Origin of the sequence: Crossiella sp. SN42 (genome assembly GCF_023897065.1) — a bacterium.
In the GTDB taxonomy this organism is placed as follows: domain Bacteria; phylum Actinomycetota; class Actinomycetes; order Mycobacteriales; family Pseudonocardiaceae; genus Crossiella.
On record NZ_JAMHIV010000006.1, the window covers coordinates 251741 to 275225 of the forward strand.

Annotated in this window: 24 protein-coding genes; 16 read left to right on the forward strand and 8 right to left on the reverse strand. The window is 71.1% G+C overall.

All coding sequences use genetic code 11. From position 1 onward, the window contains the following. Positions 1 to 49 precede the first annotated feature (49 nt). A complete protein-coding gene (locus M8C13_RS09730) occupies positions 50 to 1321 on the forward strand; it encodes a glycosyltransferase 87 family protein (RefSeq protein ID WP_252480173.1) in 1272 nt (423 codons plus the stop codon). On the opposite strand, the gene M8C13_RS09735 is transcribed toward M8C13_RS09730, so the two are convergent. After that, positions 1291 to 2124 carry a helix-turn-helix domain-containing protein gene (locus M8C13_RS09735; RefSeq protein WP_252480174.1) on the reverse strand — a complete coding sequence of 278 codons (834 nt, stop codon included), beginning with the start codon at positions 2122 to 2124 and terminating at the stop codon, positions 1291 to 1293. The genes M8C13_RS09730 and M8C13_RS09735 overlap by 31 nt on opposite strands. 101 nt (positions 2125 to 2225) lie before the next feature. On the opposite strand from M8C13_RS09735, the gene M8C13_RS09740 reads away from it, so the two are divergent. Beyond that, positions 2226 to 3413, forward strand: a complete 1188-nt coding sequence (locus tag M8C13_RS09740) for an MFS transporter (RefSeq protein WP_252480175.1) — start codon at positions 2226 to 2228, stop codon at positions 3411 to 3413. Positions 3414 to 3421: 8 nt separating this feature from the next. Here the strand turns inward: M8C13_RS09740 and M8C13_RS09745 are convergent, their stop codons facing one another. After that, complete coding sequence (locus tag M8C13_RS09745) at positions 3422 to 4642, reverse strand: class I SAM-dependent methyltransferase (protein WP_252480176.1); 1221 nt, start codon at positions 4640 to 4642, stop codon at positions 3422 to 3424. Positions 4643 to 4751: 109 nt separating this feature from the next. Between M8C13_RS09745 and M8C13_RS09750 the strand changes: the two genes are divergently transcribed. The 3 genes from M8C13_RS09750 (at position 4752) to M8C13_RS09760 (ending at position 7821) form a co-directional block, all read left to right on the forward strand. Next, positions 4752 to 5624, forward strand: a complete 873-nt coding sequence (locus tag M8C13_RS09750) for a sugar nucleotidyltransferase (RefSeq protein WP_252480177.1) — start codon at positions 4752 to 4754, stop codon at positions 5622 to 5624. Between the two features lie 103 nt (positions 5625 to 5727). Next, positions 5728 to 6864 carry a nucleotide disphospho-sugar-binding domain-containing protein gene (locus M8C13_RS09755; protein WP_252480178.1) on the forward strand — a complete coding sequence of 379 codons (1137 nt, stop codon included), beginning with the start codon at positions 5728 to 5730 and terminating at the stop codon, positions 6862 to 6864. A 6-nt stretch (positions 6865 to 6870) separates the two neighbouring features. Continuing rightward, positions 6871 to 7821, forward strand: a complete 951-nt coding sequence (locus M8C13_RS09760) for an NAD(P)-dependent oxidoreductase (RefSeq protein WP_252480179.1) — start codon at positions 6871 to 6873, stop codon at positions 7819 to 7821. Positions 7822 to 7893: 72 nt separating this feature from the next. Here the strand turns inward: M8C13_RS09760 and M8C13_RS09765 are convergent, their stop codons facing one another. Next, positions 7894 to 8613, reverse strand: a complete 720-nt coding sequence (locus M8C13_RS09765; protein WP_252480180.1) for a methyltransferase domain-containing protein — start codon at positions 8611 to 8613, stop codon at positions 7894 to 7896. A gap of 32 nt (positions 8614 to 8645) precedes the next feature. Next, positions 8646 to 10079 (reverse strand): alpha/beta fold hydrolase, encoded by a 1434-nt coding sequence (locus tag M8C13_RS09770; protein ID WP_252480181.1) that lies wholly within the window; start codon positions 10077 to 10079, stop codon positions 8646 to 8648. A gap of 206 nt (positions 10080 to 10285) precedes the next feature. Here M8C13_RS09770 and M8C13_RS09775 point away from each other — a divergent pair, with 206 nt between their 5' ends. From M8C13_RS09775 to M8C13_RS09785, 3 genes are read left to right on the forward strand one after another with little or no spacing between them, the layout of a single operon-like run. Further along, entirely contained in the window at positions 10286 to 11296 is a 1011-nt protein-coding gene (locus tag M8C13_RS09775) for an acyltransferase domain-containing protein (protein WP_252480182.1), read from the forward strand. Between the two features lie 26 nt (positions 11297 to 11322). Beyond that, the gene (locus M8C13_RS09780; protein ID WP_252480183.1) at positions 11323 to 12273 is read left to right on the forward strand and encodes an aromatase/cyclase; all 951 of its coding nucleotides are present in this window, start codon (positions 11323 to 11325) and stop codon (positions 12271 to 12273) included. Positions 12274 to 12312: 39 nt separating this feature from the next. Continuing rightward, positions 12313 to 12582: an acyl carrier protein gene (locus M8C13_RS09785; RefSeq protein WP_252480184.1), complete on the forward strand. Its 270-nt coding sequence runs from the start codon at positions 12313 to 12315 to the stop codon at positions 12580 to 12582. Positions 12583 to 12648: 66 nt separating this feature from the next. On the opposite strand, the gene M8C13_RS09790 is transcribed toward M8C13_RS09785, so the two are convergent. Next, complete coding sequence (locus M8C13_RS09790) at positions 12649 to 13863, reverse strand: beta-ketoacyl synthase N-terminal-like domain-containing protein (RefSeq protein WP_252480185.1); 1215 nt, start codon at positions 13861 to 13863, stop codon at positions 12649 to 12651. Further along, a complete protein-coding gene (locus M8C13_RS09795) occupies positions 13860 to 15125 on the reverse strand; it encodes a beta-ketoacyl synthase (RefSeq protein ID WP_252480186.1) in 1266 nt (421 codons plus the stop codon). Before M8C13_RS09795 ends, M8C13_RS09790 begins: the two co-directional genes overlap by 4 nt. A gap of 136 nt (positions 15126 to 15261) precedes the next feature. Here M8C13_RS09795 and M8C13_RS09800 point away from each other — a divergent pair, with 136 nt between their 5' ends. The 5 genes from M8C13_RS09800 to M8C13_RS09820 all read left to right on the forward strand — a co-directional run bounded on the left by M8C13_RS09800 (position 15262) and on the right by M8C13_RS09820 (position 19061). Continuing rightward, positions 15262 to 15729 carry an SRPBCC family protein gene (locus M8C13_RS09800; RefSeq protein ID WP_252480187.1) on the forward strand — a complete coding sequence of 156 codons (468 nt, stop codon included), beginning with the start codon at positions 15262 to 15264 and terminating at the stop codon, positions 15727 to 15729. Beyond that, positions 15729 to 16634, forward strand: coding sequence for an MBL fold metallo-hydrolase (locus M8C13_RS09805; RefSeq protein WP_252480188.1), 906 nt, complete (start codon positions 15729 to 15731; stop codon positions 16632 to 16634). Before M8C13_RS09800 ends, M8C13_RS09805 begins: the two co-directional genes overlap by 1 nt. Before the next feature lie 27 nt (positions 16635 to 16661). Then, positions 16662 to 17441 (forward strand): SDR family NAD(P)-dependent oxidoreductase, encoded by a 780-nt coding sequence (locus M8C13_RS09810; RefSeq protein WP_252480189.1) that lies wholly within the window; start codon positions 16662 to 16664, stop codon positions 17439 to 17441. Between the two features lie 342 nt (positions 17442 to 17783). Further along, positions 17784 to 18599, forward strand: coding sequence for an AfsR/SARP family transcriptional regulator (locus M8C13_RS09815; RefSeq protein ID WP_256508797.1), 816 nt, complete (start codon positions 17784 to 17786; stop codon positions 18597 to 18599). 39 nt (positions 18600 to 18638) lie between these two features. Beyond that, a complete protein-coding gene (locus M8C13_RS09820; protein ID WP_252480191.1) occupies positions 18639 to 19061 on the forward strand; it encodes a nuclear transport factor 2 family protein in 423 nt (140 codons plus the stop codon). A 65-nt stretch (positions 19062 to 19126) separates the two neighbouring features. Here the strand turns inward: M8C13_RS09820 and M8C13_RS09825 are convergent, their stop codons facing one another. Then, on the reverse strand, positions 19127 to 19585 hold the full coding sequence (locus tag M8C13_RS09825; RefSeq protein ID WP_252480192.1) for a hypothetical protein: 459 nt from the start codon (positions 19583 to 19585) through the stop codon (positions 19127 to 19129). Between the two features lie 99 nt (positions 19586 to 19684). Then, on the reverse strand, positions 19685 to 20191 hold the full coding sequence (locus M8C13_RS09830) for a hypothetical protein (RefSeq protein WP_252480193.1): 507 nt from the start codon (positions 20189 to 20191) through the stop codon (positions 19685 to 19687). Positions 20192 to 20462: 271 nt separating this feature from the next. Between M8C13_RS09830 and M8C13_RS09835 the strand changes: the two genes are divergently transcribed. The 3 genes from M8C13_RS09835 (at position 20463) to M8C13_RS09845 (ending at position 23478) form a co-directional block, all read left to right on the forward strand. After that, positions 20463 to 21473, forward strand: a complete 1011-nt coding sequence (locus M8C13_RS09835) for an ATP-binding cassette domain-containing protein (RefSeq protein WP_252480194.1) — start codon at positions 20463 to 20465, stop codon at positions 21471 to 21473. Continuing rightward, positions 21470 to 22273, forward strand: a complete 804-nt coding sequence (locus M8C13_RS09840; RefSeq protein ID WP_252480195.1) for an ABC transporter permease — start codon at positions 21470 to 21472, stop codon at positions 22271 to 22273. The genes M8C13_RS09835 and M8C13_RS09840 overlap by 4 nt, the downstream gene beginning before the upstream one ends. Positions 22274 to 22335: 62 nt before the next feature. Next, the gene (locus tag M8C13_RS09845) at positions 22336 to 23478 is read left to right on the forward strand and encodes a glycosyltransferase (RefSeq protein WP_252480196.1); all 1143 of its coding nucleotides are present in this window, start codon (positions 22336 to 22338) and stop codon (positions 23476 to 23478) included. The last annotated feature ends 7 nt before the right edge of the window (positions 23479 to 23485 follow it).

The window sequence follows — 23485 nt, forward strand, 5'->3', positions numbered from 1 at the left end:
CACACCCCGGCCGATGAAACGCTGGGACCGTCATCGGCAACTAGTGTCCATGCAGAACGAGATCGCGGCGGCCAGACAGGCCCTGGCGGACGTCCCCCCGATGTCCGCCGAGGCGTTCGCCACCGGCCGCCGCAGGCTGTGGGAGTCCTTTTCGGACGATCGGACCCGCCGCAGGTGGGCCCGTGCCCGCCAGGTGGCCTGGGTGCTGTGGTGGGTCGCGCTGGCCTGCCTGTCGCTCGCGCAGCTGAGCCGGAGCCTGCTGGACCTGGAGGTCTACCGCAACGGCGGACTCGCCTGGCTGCACGGCATCCCGCTTTACGTCGACTTCCCCGGCCCGCTCCCCGGTCCCCGGCTGCCGTTCACCTACCCGCCCGCGGCCGCGGTCCTGTTCAGCACCTTCGCCGCCCTGCCCGCCTGGCTGGCGACCGTCCTGCTCACCACGGCCAGCTTCCTCGCGCTGACCGCGGTCTGCCTGGTGGTGACCAGAAGGCTGTGCCGGCACCGGGATGTCGCGCACGCGCTCGGCCTGACCGCCGCGATCGCCGCGATCGGCCTGGAACCCGTGCTCTCCACCGTCAACCTGGGTCAGATCAACCTGCTGCTGATGGCCCTGGTCGTGATCGACTGCCTGGCCGTCCGCGACCGCCGCCTGCGCGGCCTGCTGGTCGGCGTGGCCGCGGCGATCAAACTGACCCCCGCGGTGTTCGTGCTGTACTTCCTGCTGCGCCGCGACTGGCGGTCCGCGGCCAACTCCCTCGCCGCCTTCGTCATCCTCGCCGTGCTCGGATTCGCTTTCGCCCCAACGGATTCTGTCGAGTACTGGTTCCACGCCCTGACCGACCCGAGCCGCATCGGCGGCCTCGCCTACGGTCCGAACCAGTCCTTCCGCGGCCTGCTGCAGCGCCTTGACCCTGGCCAGGAAGCGATTTCCCTGCTGTGGCTAGGACTTTCCACACTTGCCATGCTGCTCGCGGTGCTCATCGCCCACGGCACCAGGGACAACCTGCTCGCCCTGCTGGTCATCGCGGCCGGCGGCCTGCTCGCCTCCCCGGTCTCCTGGTCCCACCACTGGGTCTGGTGCGTCCCGGCCTTCCTGCTGCTGGCCGCCCGCGCCCGCACCTGGTCGCACCGAACCCTGCTCGCCGCGGCCGTGCTCCTGTTCTGCACCAGTCCCTTCACCCTGCTGCCGCACTCGGAGAACCGCGAGCTGCACTGGAGCTTCTGGCAACACATTCCCGGCAACGTCTACGTCTGGCTCGCCTTCGGGGCGCTGGTCGTGCTCGCGGTGGGTCAGGAGATGGACCGGAGCCGGCGACGCTGACCGCGGAGCTGGTCGACGGCCTGGGCCGTGTGCTCGTCCGCGGGCAGGAACACCACCAGCTGCTGCGCGTCCGCGGCGAGCTCGAGCGTCTCCCGGACCAGCCGGAGCTCCGGTCCCGCCGGGTGGCTGAGCCGGAGAACTCCCCGCGGCGGCACCACATGCCGCTTCAGCCGGCGCGCGAACTCGGGTCCGGCGACGGGGGCGAGCTCGGCGGTGAGCCACTCCAGGTTCTCCACCGACGGCGCCAGCCACAGGTCGAAGGCCTGCTGATCGGCGATGTCGTCCCAGTCGGCGAAGAAGCTCCGGGCGCGCGGGTCGGTGAAGACGTAGCGGGTGAGGTTCGGGGCGGCGGCGTCCAGCACCCCGGCCGCACCCGCGACCGACTCGAAACCGCCCGTCCAGGCGAGCACATCGCCCAGCCGGTTGGTCACGATCGCGATGCCCGGTTCCAGCAGCCGCAGCGTCGCCAGCACGGACGGCCGCACCTGCCGGGGCGGTGGCACGGGCTGGATCCGGACGGCGCACCCGCCGCGGGTGATCTTCGCCAGGTAGCGCAGGTGGTTGCGTTCCGAGGGGTCCAGGCTGAGCGCGTCGGCCAGCGCGTTGACCACCGCGGTCGAGGGGTTGGTGTCCCGGCCCTGCTCGATCCGGGTCAGGTACTCGACGCTGATGCCGGCCCGCGCCGCCAGGTCCAGCCGCCGCAACCCCGGCGAGCGCCGCCTGTCCCGCGCAGGCAGGCCCAGCGACTCCGGCTGCACGCTGTCCCGCTTGGCCCGGATGAAGTCGCCCAACGGCTTGCCCATACCGGCAGCGTAGGGCGCGGCCCGGCGGCCAGCGTGGCCGTGCCGGGGCCAGCCTGCGCGCGGCCTGGCTCTGATCCGGGGGCGCACCGATCATGGTGGCCATGACGAGCACGCGGTCGAAGCCGCGCTCCGGCCAGGCGCTGCTGGTGTGGGGACTGCTGGTGGTGGCGGCGAACCTGCGCGCCAGCATCACCGGCGTCGGCCCACTGCTGGACCGCGTGCAGGCGGATCTGGACCTGACCCCCACCGCGGCGGGCCTGGTGAACACGTTGCCGCTACTGGCTTTCGCCGCGCTGTCCCCGGTGGTCCCGCGCCTGTCCGCGCGCTGGGGCCCGGAGCGGCTGCTCGGCCTCGCACTGGTCGTGCTGACCCTGGGCATCGCGACCCGCTGGATACCGGCGGCGCCCGCGCTGTTCGCCGGCACGGTGCTGGTCGGCGCGGGCATCGCCGTCGGCAACGTGGTCCTGCCCATCCTGGTCAAACGCGACTTCCCGACCAGGGTGGGCCTGCTGACCAGCGCCTACGCCACCGTGATGGGCGGCGTCGCGGCGGTGGCCTCCGGTGTGGCCGTCCCGATCAGCGAACTGGCCCCCGGCGGCTGGCACACCGCCCTCGGCGGCTGGATCCTGCTCGCCCTGGTGGCCATCCTGCTCTGGCTCCCGCAGCTGCGCGCCGCCCAGCCACCCGCGACCTCGGTCCGCGCGCACCGGCTGCCCTGGCGCTCGCCGCTGGCCTGGGCGGTCACCGCCTTCATGGGCTTGCAGTCCCTGGGCTTCTACATCGTGGTCACCTGGCTGCCCCAGGTGTTCCAGGACAACGGCGTGACCGCGGCCACCGCCGGCTGGCTGCTGTTCCTGCTCCAGGCGGTCGCGGTGCTGACCAGCCTGGCCACCCCCGCCGCCCTGCGCTGGACGCGGGACCAGCGCGCACCGGCCGCGGCGAGCTCCGCACTCCTGCTGGCCGGCTACCTGGTGCTCCTGCTGGCCCCGGACCAGGCGGTGCTGTGCAGCATCCTGCTCGGCCTCGGCGGCGGCGCCAGCCTGGTGCTCGCCCTGGCCTTCTTCAGCCTGCGCGCCCAGGACGCGGCCACCGCGGGCGGACTGTCCGCGATGGCCCAGTCCATCGGCTACCTGCTGGCCGCCGCCGGCCCCGCGGTCTTCGGGCTGCTGCACACCGCCACCGCGGGCTGGCAGGCGCCCGTCCTGCTGCTGTGCCTGGCCGCGACCGGGCAACTGATCGTCTCGATGGCGGCCGGCCGGGGCACGGTGGGACCGGCCGACCGCCGGTGAAAGGCTGGTCACAGCATGTGCACCTGGGGGACGTAGAGGATCCACTTGCCGCCCTGTTCGCGGAAGGCCTGCTCGCGCTTGATGATCTCCTCGGCGTGGTTCCAGGCGAAGAGCAGCAGGTAGTCCGGGTACGGCGGGGTGAACTCCGACAGCGGGCGGACCGGCAGGTGCCCGCCGGGGGTGAGCCGGTGCTGCTTGCCGGGGGTGGAGTCGAACACCCCGGCCACCAGGTCCGGGCCGATGCCCGCGTAGTTGGTGACGGTGGCGCTCTTGGCGGTGGCGCCGTAGGCGTAGACGGTGGCGCCCTCCTCCTTCAGCTTGCGCAGCAGGGCGACCAGCTCGCCGCAGTTGCGCTTCACCTCGGTGCCCCACTGCTCCAGGGTGGCCAGGTCGTCGATGCCGCGCTGACGTTCCTCGGCGATGAGCTCGTCCACCCGCGCCGACGGCTGGCGGTGCTCGGGGCGGCCGATGGTGTAGCGGACCTCGCCGCCGTGCGTGGGCAGGCGCTCGACGTCGATGAGGTCGAAGCCGAACTGCCGCGCGGCTGCCCGCACCGAGGTGGCCGAGAACAGGTAGAAGTGCTCGTCGTAGATCTGGTCGAAGCTGGCGCGCTCGACGATGTCGCCGAGGTAGGGGTCCTCGAAGACGAACACGCCGGTGTCGGAGAGCAGCGCGTCCACGCCGCGGAAAACCGAGTCCAGGTAAGGGATGTGGCAGATGGTGTTGGCCGCGTAGATCACCTGGGCAGGCCCGTCCACCGCCCGGACCTCCCTGGCCACCGACTCCTCGAAGAAGGCGACCCGGACCCGGACACCCTTGCTCGCGGCCTCCTTGGCCACGTTGGCCGAGGGGTCCACGCCCAGGTGCCGGACGCCCCGCTCGGCCACCGTGCGCAGCATGATGCCGTCGTTGCAGCCGAGCTCCACCACCAGCGGGTCGGCCACCCCGGCGCACTCGGTCTCCAGCAGGCGGAGCGCGGTGCCGGCGAAGTGCTCCTGCATCCGCACCGAGGTGGAGGAGTGGTAGGCGTACTCCTCGTGGAACATCTTCTCCCTTGGCACCTCCGACATCAGCTGAACCATCGTGCATTGCTGGCACACACCGATGGCCATGTGGAAGAAGAACTCTTCGGAAGTGTCCTCCGGTTTGCGGAAAGCGTCGGAGATCGGCTGCTGGCCGAAATCGAAGAACTGGTAGACCGGGCCCCGGCAGATGCGGCAGGTAGACATATTCGCACCATAAGTGCGCCGGATTGAGTGGTGGTCGAGCTGGGCTCAGACCACGCCTGCGGTACTGCACCCGCCGCTGTGGCGACAGGTGAGACACCGGGAGGCGGGCATGCGGGGAATAATACTCGCGGGTGGATCGGGGGGCCGGCTGCACCCGATGACGCTCGCGGTGCCCAAGGAACTGCTGCCGGTCGGCGACAAACCGATGATCTACTACCCGCTCAGCGTGCTCATGCTGGCCGGCATCCGGGAGATCCTGATCATCGCCGCGCCCGCGGACATCCCCCGGCTGCGGCACCTGCTGGGCGACGGCGGGCAGCTGGGGCTGCGCATCGACTACCGGGACCAGCCGGGCGGCACCACCGAGGCGGTGGTCCTCGCGGCCGACCACATCGGCGAGGACCCGGTCGCGCTGATCCACGGCGACCACATCTTCCACGGCCAGCGGTTCTACTCGGTGCTCGCCCAGCAACGCGCTGACCTGCGCGGATGTGTGCTGTTCGGTTCGCAGGCGGCCGAGCCGGGCCGGTGCGGGGCGGCCGAGGCGGACGAGCACGGGCGGCTGCTCTCGGTCGGCAGGCGCCCGGTGTCCCGGCGCGGCCTGCGGGCGGTCACCGGGCTCGGCTTCTACGACAACGAGATCGTCGACCTGGCCAAGAACCTGCCGCCGACCGGGCCGGGCGAGCCGGACCTGGCCGGGGTGCACCGCGCCTACCTGAGCCGGGACCGGGCCAGGCTGGTCGACCTCGGCCGGGGCTTCGCCTGGCTGGAGACCGAGACCCCGGAGTCGCTGCTGCAGGCCGGCCACTACGTGCGCACCCTGGAGGAACGGCAGGGCGCGCGCATCGCCTGTGTGGAGGAGATCGCACTGCGCATGGGATTCATCAGCGCGCAGGAATGCCACCGGCTCGGCGAAAGGCTGGCCCGCTCACCCTACGGCGAATACGTCATGGCCATCGCGGCCGAACTCGCCCCTGCCTGAGTGCCGCGTCCAGCCGGTCTCCAGCCGGGTTCGAGCAATTCCCAGCACCCTTCTTTTCCGCGCTCTGTTCCAGCTCCGCTGTCCTCATTCCTAAGGTGTGAAGATGAAGATTCTGGTCAACACCGGTCCCGCCCACCCGCTGTATTTCCCGGTCGTCGGACTGGCCTGGGCGCTGCGCGCGGCCGGGCACGAGGTGCTGGTGGCCGCGCCGGAGAACTGGGACGCGGTGGTCCGCGGTTCCGGCCTGCCGATGGCCGCGGTGTCCGGGCCGATCGAGATGCGCGACGTGATGGGCAAGGACCGCGCGGGCAACCCGCTGAAGTTCCCCGAGTCGCACGAGCAGATGGGCGGCATGACCGGGGCCGGGTTCGCCCGCCTCGCCGAGCGGACGCTGGAAGGCACCCTCGACCTGGTGGCCGGCTGGCGGCCCGACCTGGTGGTCGCCGAGTCCTACTCCTTCGCCACCGCCGCGATCGCGGCCAAGGTCAACGGGGTGCCGTGGGTCAAGCACACCGTCGGCCCCGGCGACCTGCCGATCGTGCCCGCGCTGAACGAGGAGCTGGCACCGGAGCTGGCCCGCCACGGCCTGGACCGGCTGCCCGAGCCGGACCTGGTCATCGACAACACCCCGCCGCTGCTGGGCGAGTCCATCCCCGGCGCCCAGCCGATGCGGTACGTGCCCTACGGCGAGCCCGGCCTGCTGCCCGGCTGGGTGCTCCAGCCGCGGACCAAGCCCCGGCTGCTGGTCACCCTCGGCTCGGTGCAGCCGCAGGCAGGCGGGCTGCCGGTGCTGGTGCAGCTGCTCAAGGCGCTGGGCGCGCTGGAGGCGGAGCTGGTGGTCGCGGTGGCCGACTTCCTGGTGCCGCAGATGGGCGAGCTGCCGGAGTCGGTGGTCGCGGTGGGCTGGCAGTCGCTGACCTCGGTGCTCTCCGGCTGCGACGCCGTGGTGCACCACGGCGGGCCGGGCACTATGATGACCTGCTTGACGCACGGGCTGCCGCAGGTGGTCATCCCCGGCATGGGCAAGCCGCTGGCCGCGATCGGCAAGCTGGCCGAGTTCGGCGCCATCCGCCGGATCGAGCCCAGGGAGCTGACCCCGGAGCTGCTGCTGGAGTCCACCAAGGCGCTGCTCGACCAGGAGAGCTACCGGGTGCGGGCCAGGGAGGTGCGGGATCAGATCGCCCAGCTGCCCTCGCCCGCGGACCTGGTGCCCGTGCTCGAGAAGCTCGTCGCGAAGTAGGCGACGGTGACCAGGGTGGCGGTGCTCGGCGGCACCGGATGGCTCGGCAAGCAGGTGTGCGCGAGTTTCGCCCAGCACGGTGACGAGGTCCTCGTGGTGGCGCGCAACCCCTCGCCGCAGCTGGCCGGGCACCGGTTCGCCGGGCTGGACCTGGCGCGGGCCGCGCCGGAGACGATCACCGAGCTGCTCCGCGCCGAGCGGGTGGACGTGGTGGTCAACGCGACCGACGCGGCCAACGCCACGGACGGCTGGGAGAACACCGAGGAACAGCTGGCCCGCACCAACGTCGGCCTGGCGCACGCGCTGGTGCACGCGGTGGGCGCGCTGCCCTGGCGGCCCAGGCTGGTGCACATGGGCTCCATCCTGGAGTACGGCGAGGTGCCGGCCGGGACGTTGATCGACGAGCGGGTGCGGCCGGCGCCGAGCACGCCCTACACCCGGACCAAGCTGGCCGGCTCGGCCGCGGTGCTGGCCGCGGCCGAGGCCGGTGCGGTGGACGCGGTGGTGCTGCGGCTGTCCAACATCTCCGGGCCGCACCCCTCGCCGGCCAGCTTCGTCGGCAAGCTGGTCGCCATGCTGTGCTCGGCGCTGGACTCGGGCACGCCGCTGGCGGTGACCGTGACCGAGGCGACCAGGGACTACCTGGACGTGCGCGACGCCGCCGAGGCGGTCCGGCTGGCCGCCACCGCCGAGGTGACCGGCCGCGTGATCAACCTGGGCAGCGGCCAGGCGGTGACCATCCGGGAGCTGGTGCGCGCCTTCGTCGCCGCGGCCGGTCTGCCGCCGGAGATGCTGCACGAGCGGAACCGGCGGGTGGAAAGCCTCGGTGGGGACTGGACGCTGGTCGACATCGGGCTGGCCAGAGCGCTGCTGGGCTGGTCGCCGCGGATCCCGCTGGCGGACTCGCTGCGGGACATGTGGCGGACCGCGGTGGCCGAACAGGTCGTCGGTAGCTGAAACCCCTTGTAGCGCAACAAAAACACCGCTGGGCCGGTCCCTGACTTCGGGACCGGCCCAGCGGCGTTGTGGCTAGTCGGCGCGCGTGCCGATGAACAGGCCGCAGTTGAACCGGCCGCCGCCGGGCAGGTACTCCACCTTGCACCCGGCCTGCTCGAAGGCCGCCTCGTACTGCTCGCGCTGGAACAGGCTCATCGCGTGCACATCGGTGTGGTGGCGGATGCCGGAGTCCTTCTGCGCGTCGATGTAGTGCACGGTCATCGACACCTGGTCGCCCTCCCTGGTGGAGTGCGACACCCGCACCGTCACCCGCTCCGGCGAGCGCACCAGGTCGTCGGCGATGTAGCCGGGCAGGAACTGGTCCGGGAAGTACCAGGGCTCGATGATGACCACCCCGCCCGGGTTCAGGTGCTGGGCGCAGCTCTTCAGCGTGCGGTCCAGCGCGGCGGTGCTGCCCACGTAGCCGATCGAGCTGAACATGCAGACCACCGCGTCGAAGGTCTGGTCGAGGTGGAAGTCGCGCATGTCGCCCTGGTGCACCGGGATCTCCGGCATCGCCCGGTTGGCCCTGACGATCATGTGCTCGGACTGCTCCAGCCCGGCCAGCGTGCCGAAGTCCTGCTTCAGGTAGGCCAGGTGCCCGCCGGTGCCGCAGGCCACGTCGAGCAGCGAGTCCGCGTCGGGTTTGCGCGCGCGCACCAGCGCGGCCAGCTCGGCTGACTCGCCCGCGTAGTCCTTGTCGCGACTGGCGTAGATCAGGTCGTAGATCTCGGCGTAGTCCGCGCCGTACATGTCATCACCAACCTCGGTGTGGGATGGGGGGTTCAGGTTCCGGCGGGCACGTTCGGGCGCGGCACGGTGCTCGCGCACACGGTGTCCGCGGCCGGCAGTTCGCCGTCCAGCAGGTACTTCTCGACCAGCTCGTCCACGGCCGCGTTGCCCCGGAAGGCGTAGATCTCGTGCTGGCCGGAGTCCTCGATGGTGATCAGCCGGTGGCCCAGCCGCTTCGCCAGGGCCGCGCCGCCCGGGTAGTGGTCGATCGGGTCGCCGTCGGCGTGCACGACCAGCCCGGCCGGGTAGCCCTCGCGGCGCAGCTCGACCGGCGACTCCGGCGGGGTGAAGGAGCTGGGCGCGCCGCTGAACGGCTGGGCGCGCATCACGCCGTTGGCGTAGGGGTACTTCTCCCGGTACTCGCGCATGTCCGCGAAGTAGGTCTCCAGGTCACTCGGCCAGGGCTTCTCCATGATCACCGCGTCCAGCACCCCGCAGCGGGTCTCGCCCTCGGTCTCCGACGGCGGCCAGATCCGCTCGTCCGCCAGCCACTTCTCGGCCAGCGCCCGGTCGCCGGTGCGCAGGTCGGCGACCAGCAGGCCCAGTTCGGTCCAGCGGGCCCGGTCCGCGGAACGGGAACCCAGCGCGCAGTCCAGCAGGGTGCGCAGCCCGGTGTTCTCCGGCTGGGCGCCGAGTGCGGCCACGGCTTCCTCAACGGTGGCCAGCACCGCCTCGGCGGAATCACCGAGTGAGAAATGTCCGGATCGTCCCGCGACCCATTCCGCCCATTTCTCCAGGTTCGCCCGATTTGCCGGTCCCTGCGCCATCAGCTGTTCCCGCCAGGACCAGTCCGGGTGCACACAGGAATCGAGCACGTTGCGGTCCAGCCGGTCCGGGAACATCGAGCCGTAGACCGCCCCGGCATAGGTGCCGTAGGTGTAGCCGAGGTAGTTGAGCTTGTCCTCGCCCAGCGCGGCCCTGATCACGTCCATGTCCCTGACCAGGTTGCGGGTGCTGAAGTGCAGCCGCCGCTGTCCGCCCGCCCGGATGCAGCCCTGCTCGCGTGCCCGAGCGTCCTCGGCGATGGTCGCGAACCGGCTCTCCGGCGGCCTGGAGTCGGGTTTTGCCTGGGTGGCGGTGATCTCGGCGAGCAGCGGGGTGGAGGCGCCAGTGCCGCGCGGGTCGAACCCGATCACGTCGTAGCGCTCGGTCAGCCTCGTTTTGGCCAGAGTGGCCGGAAAACGCGTGCCGAGGCCGAAATAGCCGCCGGGACCGCCGTTGAGGGTGAGCAGGATGCCGCGCCGACGGGCCGGATCCGTCGCCTTTTTCCGGCTGATGGCAATCGACAGTCGTTCGCCGCCGGGATCCGCGTAGTTCAACGGGACCTCGATGGTGGCGTAGTCAATTCCGTCCGCCGCCGAGCCGGACCAGACCGGTTCCTGGCGATAGAATTCGGACAGGCTCGCCGGTGGCGATTCATTAGTCATGGCGCTCAGCTCGACCTCCAGAATTGGGGAGAACGCCTCAGAGTTCCCTGTGCGCAGAGTCGCCAGCCCGCCTCGAATGCGCGTGGAAGCGGGCTCGACCTGGCTAGGACACGCCCTATGGCCTTCCGGCCGCGATCCGGCCAGGCTCAGGCGAGCCTCGACAGGCCGCCCGCAACCTCGGCGACAACCGAGGAAAGGGAGCGCAGATGTCCACAGCGACAGCTCGGTCCGCGCCGCCGGTCGTGCTGCTGTTCCCCGGCCAGGGCGCCCAGCACCCGCGGATGGCGGCCGGCCTGTACCGGCACGAGCCGGTGTTCACCGCCTGGATGGACCGGGCCTTCGAGCTCTTCGGCGCGGACGGGTCCTGGCTGCGCGCGGAATGGCTCGCGCCGGAGCCCTCGCCGATGTACCACGACGTCTCGGTGGCCCAGCCGCTGCTCTACGCGGTGAACCACGCGCTCGGCCGGATGGTGCTGGACTGGGGCGTCCGGCCGGTCGCCCTGCTCGGGCACAGCGTCGGCGAGATGGCCGCGGCCACCCTGGCCGGGGTGCTGGAGCTCGCCGACGGCATCGGCCTGATGACCGACCGGGTCGCCGAGTTCGCGGCCACCCCGCCCGGCGGCATGCTCGCGGTGTCCGCCTCGGTCGAGGAGGTCGCGGACGTGCTGCGGGCCGGCGTGCACCTGGCCGCGGTGAACGCGCCCCGCCAGCTGCTGCTGGCCGGGGAACGCGAACCGCTGGACCGGGCGGCCAGGGCGCTGACCGAGCGGGAGGTGGTCTGCCGGGATGTCTTCGCCCGGCAGGCCTTCCACAGCCCGGTGGTGGAGCAGGCGGTGGCCGCCACCCTGCCCGGCTGGCGTGCGGTGCGGCTGCGCGAACCGCGGCTGAAGCTCTACTCCGCCTACACCCAGGGCGTGCTCAGCGCCGAGACCGCGCGGGACCCGGTGTTCTGGGCCAGGCAGGCCGCCGAGACCGTCTACTTCGCGCCCACGCTGACCGCGCTGCTGGCCGAGCACGGCGACTGCGTGCTGGTGGAGGCCGGGCCGGGCACCAGCCTGAGCGTGCTGGGCCGCCGCCAGCCCTCGGTGGTGCGCGGCGGCGGCCGGGTGCTGCCGGTGCTGCCCAACCGCCACCGCGGCGACCAGGCCGACCAGGACGCCACCGCCGCGGCCCGGCGCGAGCTGCTCGCCCTGTCCTCGCCCATTCCCACCGCGTGAGCGCGGGCCAAGCAGAGAGGCGCAAGATGACCAGCACCGACGTGACCCGCACCGAGGTCACCCACCAGATCGACGTGGCCGCACCGGCGGAGGCGGTCTACCGGATCGTCGCCGACGTGTCCCGGTGGCCGTTGTACTTCCCGCCGACCGTGCACGCCGAGCGGGTGGCCGGTGACGACACCGAGGAGCGCATCCGGATCTGCGCGCTGGCCAACGGCGACCTGCGCAGCTGGGAGTCCCGACGCAGGCTGTTCCCCGACCGGCACCGGGTGGAGTTCGAGCAGGTCGTGCCCGCGGACCCAGTGGCCGCGATGGGTGGCGCCTGGACGGTGCGGCCGAACCCCGGCGGCGGCTGCGTGATCGTGCTTGACCACCACTACCGGGCCCTCGGCGACGATCCGGCGAACCTGGCGCGCATCGCCAGCGCGGTGGAGACCAACAGCGTGGCCGAGCTGGCCAACCTCAAGCGGGTGGCCGAGCGCGCGGCGGAGGAGCCCGAGCTGCTGTTCGAGTTCGCCGACACCGTGACCATCGCCGGCCCGGTGGAGGCGGTCTACGACTTCCTCTACGACGCGGCCAGGTGGCCGGAGCGGCTCCCGCACGTGGCCCGCCTGGACCTGCGCGAGGACACGCCGGGCTTGCAGCACATGGAGATGGACACCCGCTCACCGGACGGCTCGCTGCACACCACGGTCTCCGGCCGGGTCTGCGAACCGAACCGGCGCATCTCCTACAAGCAGGTCAAGCTGCCCGCCGCGCTGCGGGCGCACAACGGCGAATGGCTGTTCGAGTCCACTTCGGACGGTCAGGTCACGGTGACCGCCCGGCACCAGGTGTTCCTGGACCCCGAGGGCATCGCCGCCCTGCCCAACCCGCCGGAGTCGCTGGCCGCGGCCAGAACCGCCGTGCGCAACGCCCTGGGCGCGAACAGCCGGGCGACCTTGGCCAAGGCGCGCGAGCACGTCGAAGCGCGCTGACCCCGTGATCCACAATCCCGAGAAGAAGGTGATCTCCACATGACGACCCAGCTGACCCTGGACGAGCTGAAGGAGTTCCTGGCCCGCGCGGTGGGCGAGGACGAGACCGTCGCACTGGACGGCGACATCCTGGACACCAACCTGATGGACCTGGGCTTCGACTCGCTGGCCATCATCGACACCACGAGCAGGCTGGAACGACACTTCAAGATCAAGGTCCCGGAGTCGGCAGCCGCGGACATCGAGACCCCGCGGCACCTGATCGACCTGGTCAACCAGCAGGTGGCACTGGCGGGAACCACGGCCTGAAGGGCCGATCCGGCACAACAGGACGGGGCGGGTGCGCAGCTGGCGCACCCGCCCCGTCCGCGTTGTTCACGGCCTGGTCAGCACCATGGCCGAGGCGAAGCCGCCGTGGCCGCGGGCGAGCACCAGCGCGGTGCTGATCTCCTGCGCCCTCGGCGAGCCCACCACCAGGTCGATGGCCGGGTCGGTCTCCTCCGGCTCGATGCCCGGCACCGCGGGGATCATGCCGTCGCGCAGGCTGAGCAGCGCGGTGGCCGCGTCCAGCGCGGAGCCGCCGGAGAGCAGCCTGCCCACCAGCGCCTTGGGTGCGCTGACCGGGACCCGCCGGTTGCCGAACAGGGTGCGCAGCGCGGTGGTCTCGGCGGCGTCCAGGGCGGGCACCCCGGCCGCGTCGGCGAAGACCACGTCGACCGCGTCGGCAGTGAGCCCGGCCTCGGTCAGGGCGGCCCGCGCTGCCCGCACCAAGGCGTTGCCGTTCAACGGTTCCGGGTCGAAGGCCGCGCCGTGGCCGGCCAGCACCCCGTACACCGTGGGCGCGCCGCGGCCGGCCGCCGCCGCGCGGGACTCCAGGATCAGCACCGCGCCGCCCTCGCCCGGCACAAAACCGCGGCTGTCCGGGTGGAAGGGCAGGTAGGCCCGGTCCGGATCGTCACCCCGGCACACCCCGGCGGCCACCGACAGCGTGGACAGGCCGTACGGGCACAGCATGCTGTCCAGGCCGCCCGCGGTCATCACCCCGGTGCCCTTGCGCACCCGCCTGCGGGCGAAGGCCAGCGAGTCCAGGCCGCCTGCCTGCTCGGAGATCACCACCCCGCTCGGGCCGCGCATGCCGTTCCTGATCGAGATCTGGCCCGAGTTGACCGCGTAGTACCAGGCGAAGGACATGTACGGGCTGACCTCCTCCCAGCCCTGGCCCCACAGCTTCTGCAACTGCTGCTGGCCGAACTCCAGCCCGCCGGTGGCACCGGAGACGGCCACCCCCATCGAATACTCCTCCAGCGCCGCCGGGTCCACCGCCGCGTCGGACAGCGCCGCGTCCGCGCACACCATGGCCAGCCGGGTGAGCCGGTCGGTCTGCGGCATCAGCTTGCGCGGGAAGGACAACTCGGCCTCGGACTCCGGCACCTCGCCGCCCAGCCGGACCGGGTAGCCGGTGGTGTCGAAGCGGGTGACCCGCCGGATCGCGGACTCCCCCTTCAGCGTCGCCGCCCAGTAGCTCTCCGCGTCGGTCCCGTTCGGCGCGGTCACGCCGATGCCGGTGACCACCACGTCCTGAGCGCTCATGCCGCCCGCCCCCCTGCGGTGAGCGCCATCGCGCTCTGGAAGCCACCGAACCCACTGCCCACGGTGAGCACCGCGCCCAGCCGGCGTTCCCGCGCGGCGCCGGGCACGTAGTCCAGGTCGCACTCGGGGTCGGCCTCGGTCAGGTTGGCCGTCGGCACCACCACCCCGTGCTTGATCGACAGCGCGCAGGCGGCGATCTCGATCGAGCCGATCGCGCCAAGGGAATGGCCGACGATCGCCTTGATGCCGCTCATCGGCGTGCGGTAGGCGTGCTCGCCGAGGCTGCGCTTGACCGCCGCGGTCTCGTGCCGGTCGTTCTGCTTGGTGCCGGAGCCGTGCGCGTTGACGTAGTCGATGTCCTCGGGGTTCAGCCCGCCCTCGGCCATCGCCAGGTTGATCGCCTCGGACATCTCCCGGCCGTCGGCCTTGAGCCCGGTCATGTGGAAGGCGTTGCAGCGGGCGGCGTAACCGGCCACCTCCGCGTAGATCGTGGCGCCGCGCCGCCTGGCGTGCTCGTACTCCTCCAGCACCAGCACGGCCGCGCCCTCACCGAGGATCAGCCCGGTGCGGTTGCGGTCGAAGGGCCTGCACGCGGTGGCCGGGTCGTCGTTGCGGGCCGAGGTGGCCTTGATCGAGTCGAAGCAGGTCAACGTGATCGGCGAGATCGGCGCGTCCGCGGCGCCGGTGATCATGACGTCCGCCGCCCCGTCCCTGACCAGCTCGGCGGCGTAGCCGACCGAGTCGATGCCGGAGGTGCAGCCGGTGGAGATCACCGAGGCCGGGCCGAGCGCGCCGGTGCGGATGGCCACCTCGGCCGCGATCGAGCTGGGCAGGAAGCCCTCGTAGAGGTGCGGCACGGCGTAGGCCGGATCCAGCACCCAGTCCTTGCCACCGTTGGACAACACGGCGTACTCCCGCTCCAGCGTGGTGGTGCCGCCGACCGCGCTGCCCAGCGCCACCCCGGTGCGCTCGGCCAGCGCGCCGTCGATGTCCAGTCCGCTGTCCAGCACGGCTTCCCGCGCCGAGACCATCGCCAGCTGGGTGGCGCGGTCGGTCCGTCTGACCTCCTGGCGGCTCAGGCCGTGCAGCAGCGGGTCGAAGTCGCACTCGGCGGCGACCTGGCAGCGGTGCGCGCTCGGGTCGAACGCGGTGATCCTGCGGGTCGCGGTCCGGCCGCTGACCAACAGGTCCCAGAACGGCTGGGTCCCGATTCCTCCCGGCGCGGTCACGCCGATTCCAGTAATGACTGCCCGTCGGGCCATGGGGCCTCCTTGAGATGCCGTCAGGGCGCAGCGTGCGGGCGGTCTCTCGACTCACGGTCCAGGCCCGTTCAAAAGGGGATCGAGCCACCCCGGCGAGCCTGGCCCGGCCAGCACTACTCGCAGCCGGAGGATTCCCATGCCCCAACGCGTCATCCCGGACGTGCGCAAGTCAGTCGTGGTCGCGGCCAGCCCGCGGCACTGCTTCGAGGTCTTCACCCAGCGACCGGCCGACTGGTGGCCGCCCTCGCACGTGCTGCTGCGCGCGCCCAGGGTCGGCCTGGCCATCGAGCCGCGGGCCGGTGGCCGGTACTACGAGTGGGACGCCGAGGGCAACGAGATCGCCTGGGGCGTGGTGCTGGACTGGGACCCGCCGCACCGGCTGCGGATGACCTGGCGGGTGGACGGCCGCTGGCAGTCCATCCCGGACGACGAGCGGGCCAGCGAGATCGAGGTGACCTTCACCCCGGCCGGGCCCGGCCAGACCAGGGTGGAGCTGGCGCACATCCGGCTGGACAAGCACGGCCCGGACGCCGAGCGGATCTTCCAGGCGCTGGACGGCCCCAGCCCCGGTGAGACCCTCCAGCGCTTCGCCGAGGTGGTCTGATGTCCGCCGAGCCGCGGCTGCGCGAGGTCGCCGACGGGGTGCACGCCTACGAGCAGCTGCCCGGCGGCTGGTGCCTGAACAACGCCGGGCTCATCGTCTCCCAGGGCCACGCGGTGCTCATCGACACCGCGGCCACCCAGGCCAGGGCACGGCACCTGCGCGCGCAGACCGGACTGCTCGTGCCGGGCGGGCCGGACCTGCTGGTCAACACGCACTTCCACGGTGACCACGTCTTCGGCAACACCGAGTTCACCCCGAAGGCCACGGTGATCGCGCACGAGCAGACCCGCGCGGACTCCGCGGAGGCCGGGCTGGCGATGTGCGGGCTGTGGCCCGGCGTGGAGTGGGGCGAGCTGGAGCTGACCCTGCCCGATGTCACCTTCACCGACCGGCTGCGGCTGCACGTGGGCGAGCTGACCGTGGAACTGGAGATGGTCGGCCCCGCGCACACCGCCAGCGATGTCATCGCCTGGGTGCCTCAGCGCCGGGTGCTCTTCGCCGGCGACGTGGTGTGGTCCGGCGTGACCCCCTACGTGCTGATGGGCTCGATCGAGGGCTCGCTGCGCGCGCTGGACCGGATGCGCGCGCTGGATCCCGCGGTGGTCGTCTCCGGCCACGGCCCGGTGGCCGGGCCCGAGGTGCTCGACGCCACCGAGGCCTACCTGCGCTGGGTGCGGGAGCTGGCCGAGAACGGGCTGCGCGACGGCGCCCGCGCGCTGGAGGTGGCCAGGGCGGCCGATCTCGGCCCGTTCGCCGCGCTGGTCGACCCGGAACGCCTGGTGGGCAACCTGCACCGCGCCTACGCCGAGCTGGAAGGCCTCGCGCCGGGTGCGCGGCTGGACGTGGGGGCCTCGTTCCGGGAGATGGCCGAGTTCCACGGCGGCCTGCCGCACTGCGCCGCCTAGACCCTGAACCCCTTGGAGGAGAACAGCATGAGCAACCAGAAGATCGCCTTCGTCACCGGTGTCAGCAGCGGGATCGGGCTGGCCGTGGCGAAGAACCTGACCGCGCAGGGCATCGCCGTCTTCGGCTGCGCGCGCGACGCCGAGCGGGTGGCCACCGTGATGAAGGAGCTGCGGGATGAGGGCCACACCGCCGAGGGCACCTCCTGCGACGTCACCTCGCCTGCGGACATCCAGGCCGCGGTGGCCGCCGCGGTGGCGCGGTTCGGCCGGATCGACATCCTGGTCAACAACGCCGGTCGCGGCGGCGGCGGCGAGATCGCCACCATGGACGAGGCGATCTGGCACGAGGTGTTCAACACCAACGTGCACAGCGTCTTCCGGGTGACCAGGGAGGTGCTCAACGCCGGCGGCATGGCCAAGTCGGGCTGGGGCCGGATCATCAACATCGCCTCCACCGCGGGCAAGCAGGGCGTCATGCTGGCCGCGCCCTACACCGCCTCCAAGCACGCGGTTCTCGGCTTCACCAAGTCTGTCGGTTTTGAGCTGGCCAAGTCCGGGATCACGGTCAACGCGGTGTGCCCCGGCTACGTGGAGACCCCGATGGCGGTCCGGGTCCGGCAGGGCTTCGCCGAGTACTGGGGCACCACCGAGGAGGAGGTGCTGGCCAAGTTCAACGCCAAGATCCCGCTGGGCCGCTACTCCACCCCCGAGGAGGTGGCCGGGCTGGTCGGGTACCTGACCACGGACGCGGCGGCCGCGATCACCGCCCAGGCGCTCAACGTTTGCGGCGGATTGGGCAACTACTAACACGCGCTATCTCCTATTGACAGTTGCGTCCTTTACCACCTGCGTTATAGAAATGAGATAGTGTACTTGGGGTGGCTATCAGAAAATCGAACACCTTGTCAAGTCATGTTTGTACGGAAAATTGTGCACGCTGGATTTGAGTGAGGTTCAAGTGCGCTGTTCGACCATCTCGCGATCACCCTCTAGGCTGATCGCAGGCCGTGTACTGGGCGGTCTGGGGGCAAGGCATGGTTAACTGGTCGCTGAATCAGCGGCAGATCCCGCCTACATCGACGTAGCATCGTGGATTCCACGGGGTGCGCAGCCCCGCTCGCTGAATCCGAACTCTGGGGGAGTTTCTTAATGCACGTACGTCTTCTGGGAGAGTTAGAGGCAACATTGAACGGGCGGTCGGTAGCACCTACCGCCGCCAAACCAAGGCAGGTCTTGGTGCTGCTCGCGCTACACGCCGGAAAGATCGTCTCGGTGCCCACGCTGATCGAGGAGCTCTGGGGTGATCGCCCCCCGCTCAGCGTCCGGACCACGCTGCAGACCTACATCCTGCAACTGCGCAGGCTCATCGAGTCCGCGATGCCGGAGGAGGCCAAGGGCACGGCCAAGGACGTGCTGCTCACCCGCTTCGACGGCTACGTGCTGGACATCGACCCCGAGAACGTCGACGTCCGCGCGTACGAGAACCTCGTGCAGGCGGGCAACCGGGCGGTGGAGGCGCGGGACTTCGAGTCGGCCTCCCACTTCCTCGGCATGGCACTGGCCAAGTGGCACGGGCAGGCACTGGTCGACGTCCGGATCGGGATGCCGCTGAGCATCGAGGTGGCCCGGCTGGAGGAGAGCAGGCTCAACGTGCTGGAGGCGCGGATCGGGGCGGACATCGGGCTCGGCAGGCACCAGTCGGTGCTCAGCGAGCTGACCGTGCTCACCGCCCGGCACCCCATGCACGAGAACCTCTGCGCGCACTACATGGTCTCGCTGTACCGCTCAGGCAGGCAGTGGCAGGCCCTGCAGGCGTTCAAGACCCTGCGCAACACGCTGAACAAGGAACTGGGGGTCGAGCCCTCCTTGCGGCTGCGCAACCTCCAGCAGGCCGTGCTGCGCTCCGAACTGGATCTCGACCAGCCCGAGCCGGTGGCCGCCGCCCGCCGGGTCGGCTTCGCCTAGGCATCGAGATCCCTTGACCACCAAGGAAAGGAACGGGGCATGGCGGAGGTAGGCGCCGAGCTGTACGTCGAGGTGCTGAGGTTCTACGCCCGGCAGATGGCGCTGCTGGACCGGCTGGACCTGGACGGCTACCTGAGCACGTTCACCGAGGACGGGGTCACCCACCACGTCCACCACGGCAAGAAGCTCGAGGGCAGGGCGGCGATGCGGGCCTTCGCCGAGGCCGCGCTGCCGAGGTACCGGGAGAACGTGCCCCGGCACTGGAACGACCACTACGAGATGGAGCAGCACGCCGACGGCGAGCTCACGGTCGGCTATGGCTCGCTGGTCACCCTGACCGACAAGGAGGGCAAGGTGCGGTTCGAGTCGACCTTCGCGGTCACCGACGAGCTGGTGCGCCGGGACGGGAGGTTGCTGGTGCGCTCGCGCACGCTGGTTCGCGACCGGCCGGCCGCGGCCTGAGTTCAGGCCACGGCCGGCGGGAGTGCCAGGACGGGCAGGGCTGTCTGTCGGGAAGGGCAGGGCTGTTATGACGGGCAGGGCGCTGGAACCACCGACCGCCGCTGGAACTGGGCGGAGATGGGGACGGTGTCCTGCTCGGTCCCCTGCGCGTCGTAGTACGTCGCGGTGCCGGCAGAGGTGAAGCCGGCCAGCCCCTGGTACTTGGCGTCCAGGTCGAAGGTCAGCGAGCCGGTGGTGGTCCCGCTGCTGTCGAAGAACCGCTCCCTGCCCTTGAGGTCGAAGGAGGTCAGCCCGGTGAGCCGCCAGTGGCCCTTGCCCTCCACCCCGTCCTCGGGCTTGGTGAGGAAGCACAGCGAGCCGTTGAGGTGGAAGGAGAGTTTGCCATCGACCTGCATCGCGGGGAAGGTGATCTTGCCGGTCCACACCCCGATCGGCGGCCCGGCCGCGGCCGAAGCCGTTGCGGGAACAAGCATCGCGGTGGTGGCGGCCACCGCGATGGCGGTGGTGCGCAGCGTCCTTCTCATCGTTGGTCATCCATTTCCGGCCCGGCGCGGGCCTGTTCGGTGGGACATGCAGCCGACCGGCCGTGGCCTGAGACCTCAGACCACGGCCGGGATGCCGGATTACGAGCAGTTCACCGGCACCAGCGAGATCCGCTTGAACCGGGAGGTGGTGGGCAGCGTGCCCAGCTCGTTGCCCTGCGCGTCGAACAGCGTCGCCGTGCCCTTGCCGACGAACTCCGTCAGGCCCTGGTAGTCGGCGTTCATGTCGAAGGTCAGCGAGCCGGTGGTCGCGCCGGAGCCGTCGAAGTAGCGCTCCCTGCCGTTGAAGTTGAAGGAGTTCGGGTCGGTCAGCCGCCAGCGGCCACTGCCCTCGATGCCGCCGCCCGGGTCGGGCGGCGGCGCGATTAAGCACAGGGTTCCGTTGAGGCGGAAGGAGAGTTTGATATCGATGTGACCGTCCGGGTGGCTGATCCGGCCGTCCCACACCCCGATGGGCGGCCCGATCACGTCCCGCACAGAGCTGGGTGCGGAACTCCCGGCCGCGGCGGAAACTGTTGCAGGGACAAGCATTGCGGCGACCGCGATGGCCGCCGTGGCGGCGATGGTGCGCAGTGTGCTTCTGAACATCCGTCATCCACTTCCGGCCCGGTCCGGGCCTGCTCGACAAGACAAGAGACCGGCACCTGGCAGCGGGATGGTCCGCGACGACACCGCCGCTGCCCCCCAGGTGCGGTGCGACCACGCTGGCGACGCGCGCTATGGGAGGGCTGGATTCCCCCTTGACCGCAAGGGATCCGGCTGCATTCGACCGGAGGTCCAGCGACTGGACCGACACTGGGCTCCCCTCGGTGAGCCCAACCGTGACAGCACGAACCACCAGCAAGGTGATGGAGGAGTGATGACGAACGCGATCGTCGCCGAGGGCTTGAGAAGGCGCTTCGGCTCGACCATCGCACTGGACGGGCTCGACCTGGCCGTCCAGGAAGGCACGGTGATGGGTTTGCTGGGGCCCAACGGTTCCGGCAAGACCACGATGGTGCGGGTGCTCTCCACCCTGCTCCGTCCCGACTCCGGCCGGGCGACGGTCGCCGGGCTGGACGTGGTGGCCGACGCGGTCAAGGTGCGCCGCCGGATCGGGTTGTCCGGCCAGTACGCCGCGGTGGACGAGGACCTCACGGCGCGGGAGAACCTCCAGATGATCGGCCGCCTCTACCACCTCGGTGGCGCGGCGGCCAAGCGGCGGGCCGACGAGCTGGTGGAGCGGTTCAACCTGAGCAAGGCGGCCGACCGGCAGGTCAAGGGTTATTCCGGCGGCATGCGCCGCCGGGTCGACCTGGCCTGCGCGGTGGTGGCCAAGCCCGAGGTGCTGTTCCTGGACGAGCCGACCACCGGCCTGGACGTGCAGAACCGGCTGGCGCTCTGGAGCGTGATCGCCGAGCTGGTCCGGGAGGGCACCACGCTGCTGCTGACCACCCAGTACCTGGAGGAGGCCGACCAGCTGGCCGACCTGATCACCTTGCTGCACCACGGAAAGGTGATCGTGGAGGGCACCCCGGACTCGCTCAAGGCCAAGGTCGGCGGCGAGCGGCTGGAGCTGGCGGTGGCTGACACCGCGGACCTGCCTGCCGCGCAGCAGGCGTTGCAGGGCCTGGCGCAGGGTGAGATCACCGTGGACGAGGAGAGCAAGCACGTGATCGTGCCGGTGAGCAGCGGCTCGGAGGCGCTGATCACCAGCATCCGGTTGCTGGACAACGCGCAGGTGGCCCTGGTCGGCGCGAACCTGCGCAGGCCCACCCTGGACGAGGCGTTCCTGGCCCTGACCGGGGAGTCCGGCAGCGAGGAATACCAAGGCGGCGCGACGAGCACTGGCGACGAGGTCCGCGGCAAGGCGAAGGAGCAGGTCAAGTGAACGTGGTCACCAGCGCGATCAGCGACGGCCTCACGCTGAGCAAGCGCAGCATCCTGAAGAACCTGCGCAACCCGGACATCGTGGTGTTCTCCAGCGCGGCGCCGATCGCCTTCGCCCTGCTGTTCGGGTTCGTCTTCGGCAGCGCGATCGACATGAAGGGGGCGAACTACCGGGAGTTCATGATCGTCGGCATCCTGGCCCAGACCATGTTGATGACCGCCTCCAACACCGGGGCCGGCGTCGCCTACGACATGAAGCAGGGCCTGGTGGACCGGTTCCGCTCGCTGCCCATCTCGCAGGCGGCGGTGCTGGTCGGCCGGACCAACGGCGACGCGGTCAACAACGTGATCGTGATGATCCTGATGTCCATCACCGGTCTGCTGATGGGCTGGCGGATCCGCGGTTCCTTCCTGGACGCGGTGCTGGGCTACCTGCTGCTGTTCCTGTTCGCCTACGCGGCGTCCTGGATCACCGCGGCGATCGGCCTGACCATCAAGTCGCCCGAGGTGCTGGGCAACATCATGCTGATGGTGCTGCTGCCGCTGACCTTCATCTCGAACTCCTTCGTGCCCAGTGAGGTGCTGCCGCCCGCGCTGCGGGTGGTCGCGGACTGGAACCCGGTCTCGGCCGTCGTCGAGGCCTGCCGGCAGCTCTTCGGCAACATCCCGCCCGGCCGGGTGGCGCCGGACGTGCTGCCTCTGCAGTACCCGATCACCGCCTCCCTGCTCTGGGTGGCGCTGATCCTGGCGATCTTCGTCCCGCTGGCCATCCGCCGGTACACGAAGGCCGTCAGCAAGTAGCTGGTGGACCGCTGGGCGCGGTGCGGCCGTGGCTCCCGGTCCCTGATGTACAAGGAGAAACTGTGCGATTCCTGTTCATCACCGGGGGCGGCTCGGCTCCCGTCCACGCCGGCATCCCGCTGGCGTGGGCGGCCCGCACCGCGGGGCACGAAGTGATCGTCGCCTGTCCCGAGGAGAACCGCGACCTCATCGCCCACGTCGGCCTGCCCGCCTACGGGGTGACCCCGGTGGGCATCGCGGACGCGATGCTCAAGGACCGGGCCGGCGAGCCGCTGCCCATCCCGGAGGACTTCACCGCCCAGCTGGACTTCATCGGGCGGGGCTTCGGCAGGCTGTCGGCCGCGGCCTACCAGGAGACCCTGGCGCTGGCCAAGGTGTGGCGGCCGGATGTGATCATCGGCGGCGAGTACAACCACCACGCGCAGCTGGTCGCGCACCAGCTGGGCCTGCCGCTGGTGAGCCACACCTACGCCCTCTACGACCGCGCCGAGACCGACTGGCAGGGCGCGGCCGCGGAGCTGGAGCCGGAGCTGGCCGCGCTGGGCCTGGCCGAGATGCCGGAGGCCGAGCTGTTCCTGGACATCACCCCGCCCAGCCTGCGGCCGGCCGACGCGGTGCCCGCGCGGCTGATGCGGTGGGCGCCGGGCAACCAGCAGGTCGGGTTGCAGCGGTGGATGTGCGCCAAGGGCGACAAGCCCAGGGTGGTCATCACCTCCGGTTCGCGGAGCAAGTTCGTGCCCGCGCTGGGCCCGGACTTCTTCCGCCCGCTGCTGGCCAACCCGGCGCTGAGCGACGGATCGGTGGAGGTGGTCATCGCGACCACCGAGCCGGTGGCCCAGCAGCTGCGCGCGGAGTTCCCGGACCTCAAGGCAGGCTGGGTGCCGCTGGACGTGGTCGCGCCGACCGCGGACCTGGTGGTGCACCACGGCGGCGGGGTCACCGTGATGACCCTGCTCAACGCCGGGGTGCCGCAGGTGGTGCTGCCGGAGATCCCCACCTCCGCGGTCTCGGTGCGCCGGATCGATGAGCGCGGCGCCGCGATCACCCTGGACGGCAACAACCCGCCGGTGGCCGAGGTGGCCGGGGCGATCACCAAGATCCTCGGCGACTCCGGCTACCGGGCCAGCGCGCAGGAGATCTCCCGGGAGATCGCCGGGCTGACCCCGCAGGCCGAGGTGGTCAGGGAGATCGAGAAGCTGGTCTGAGCAAACC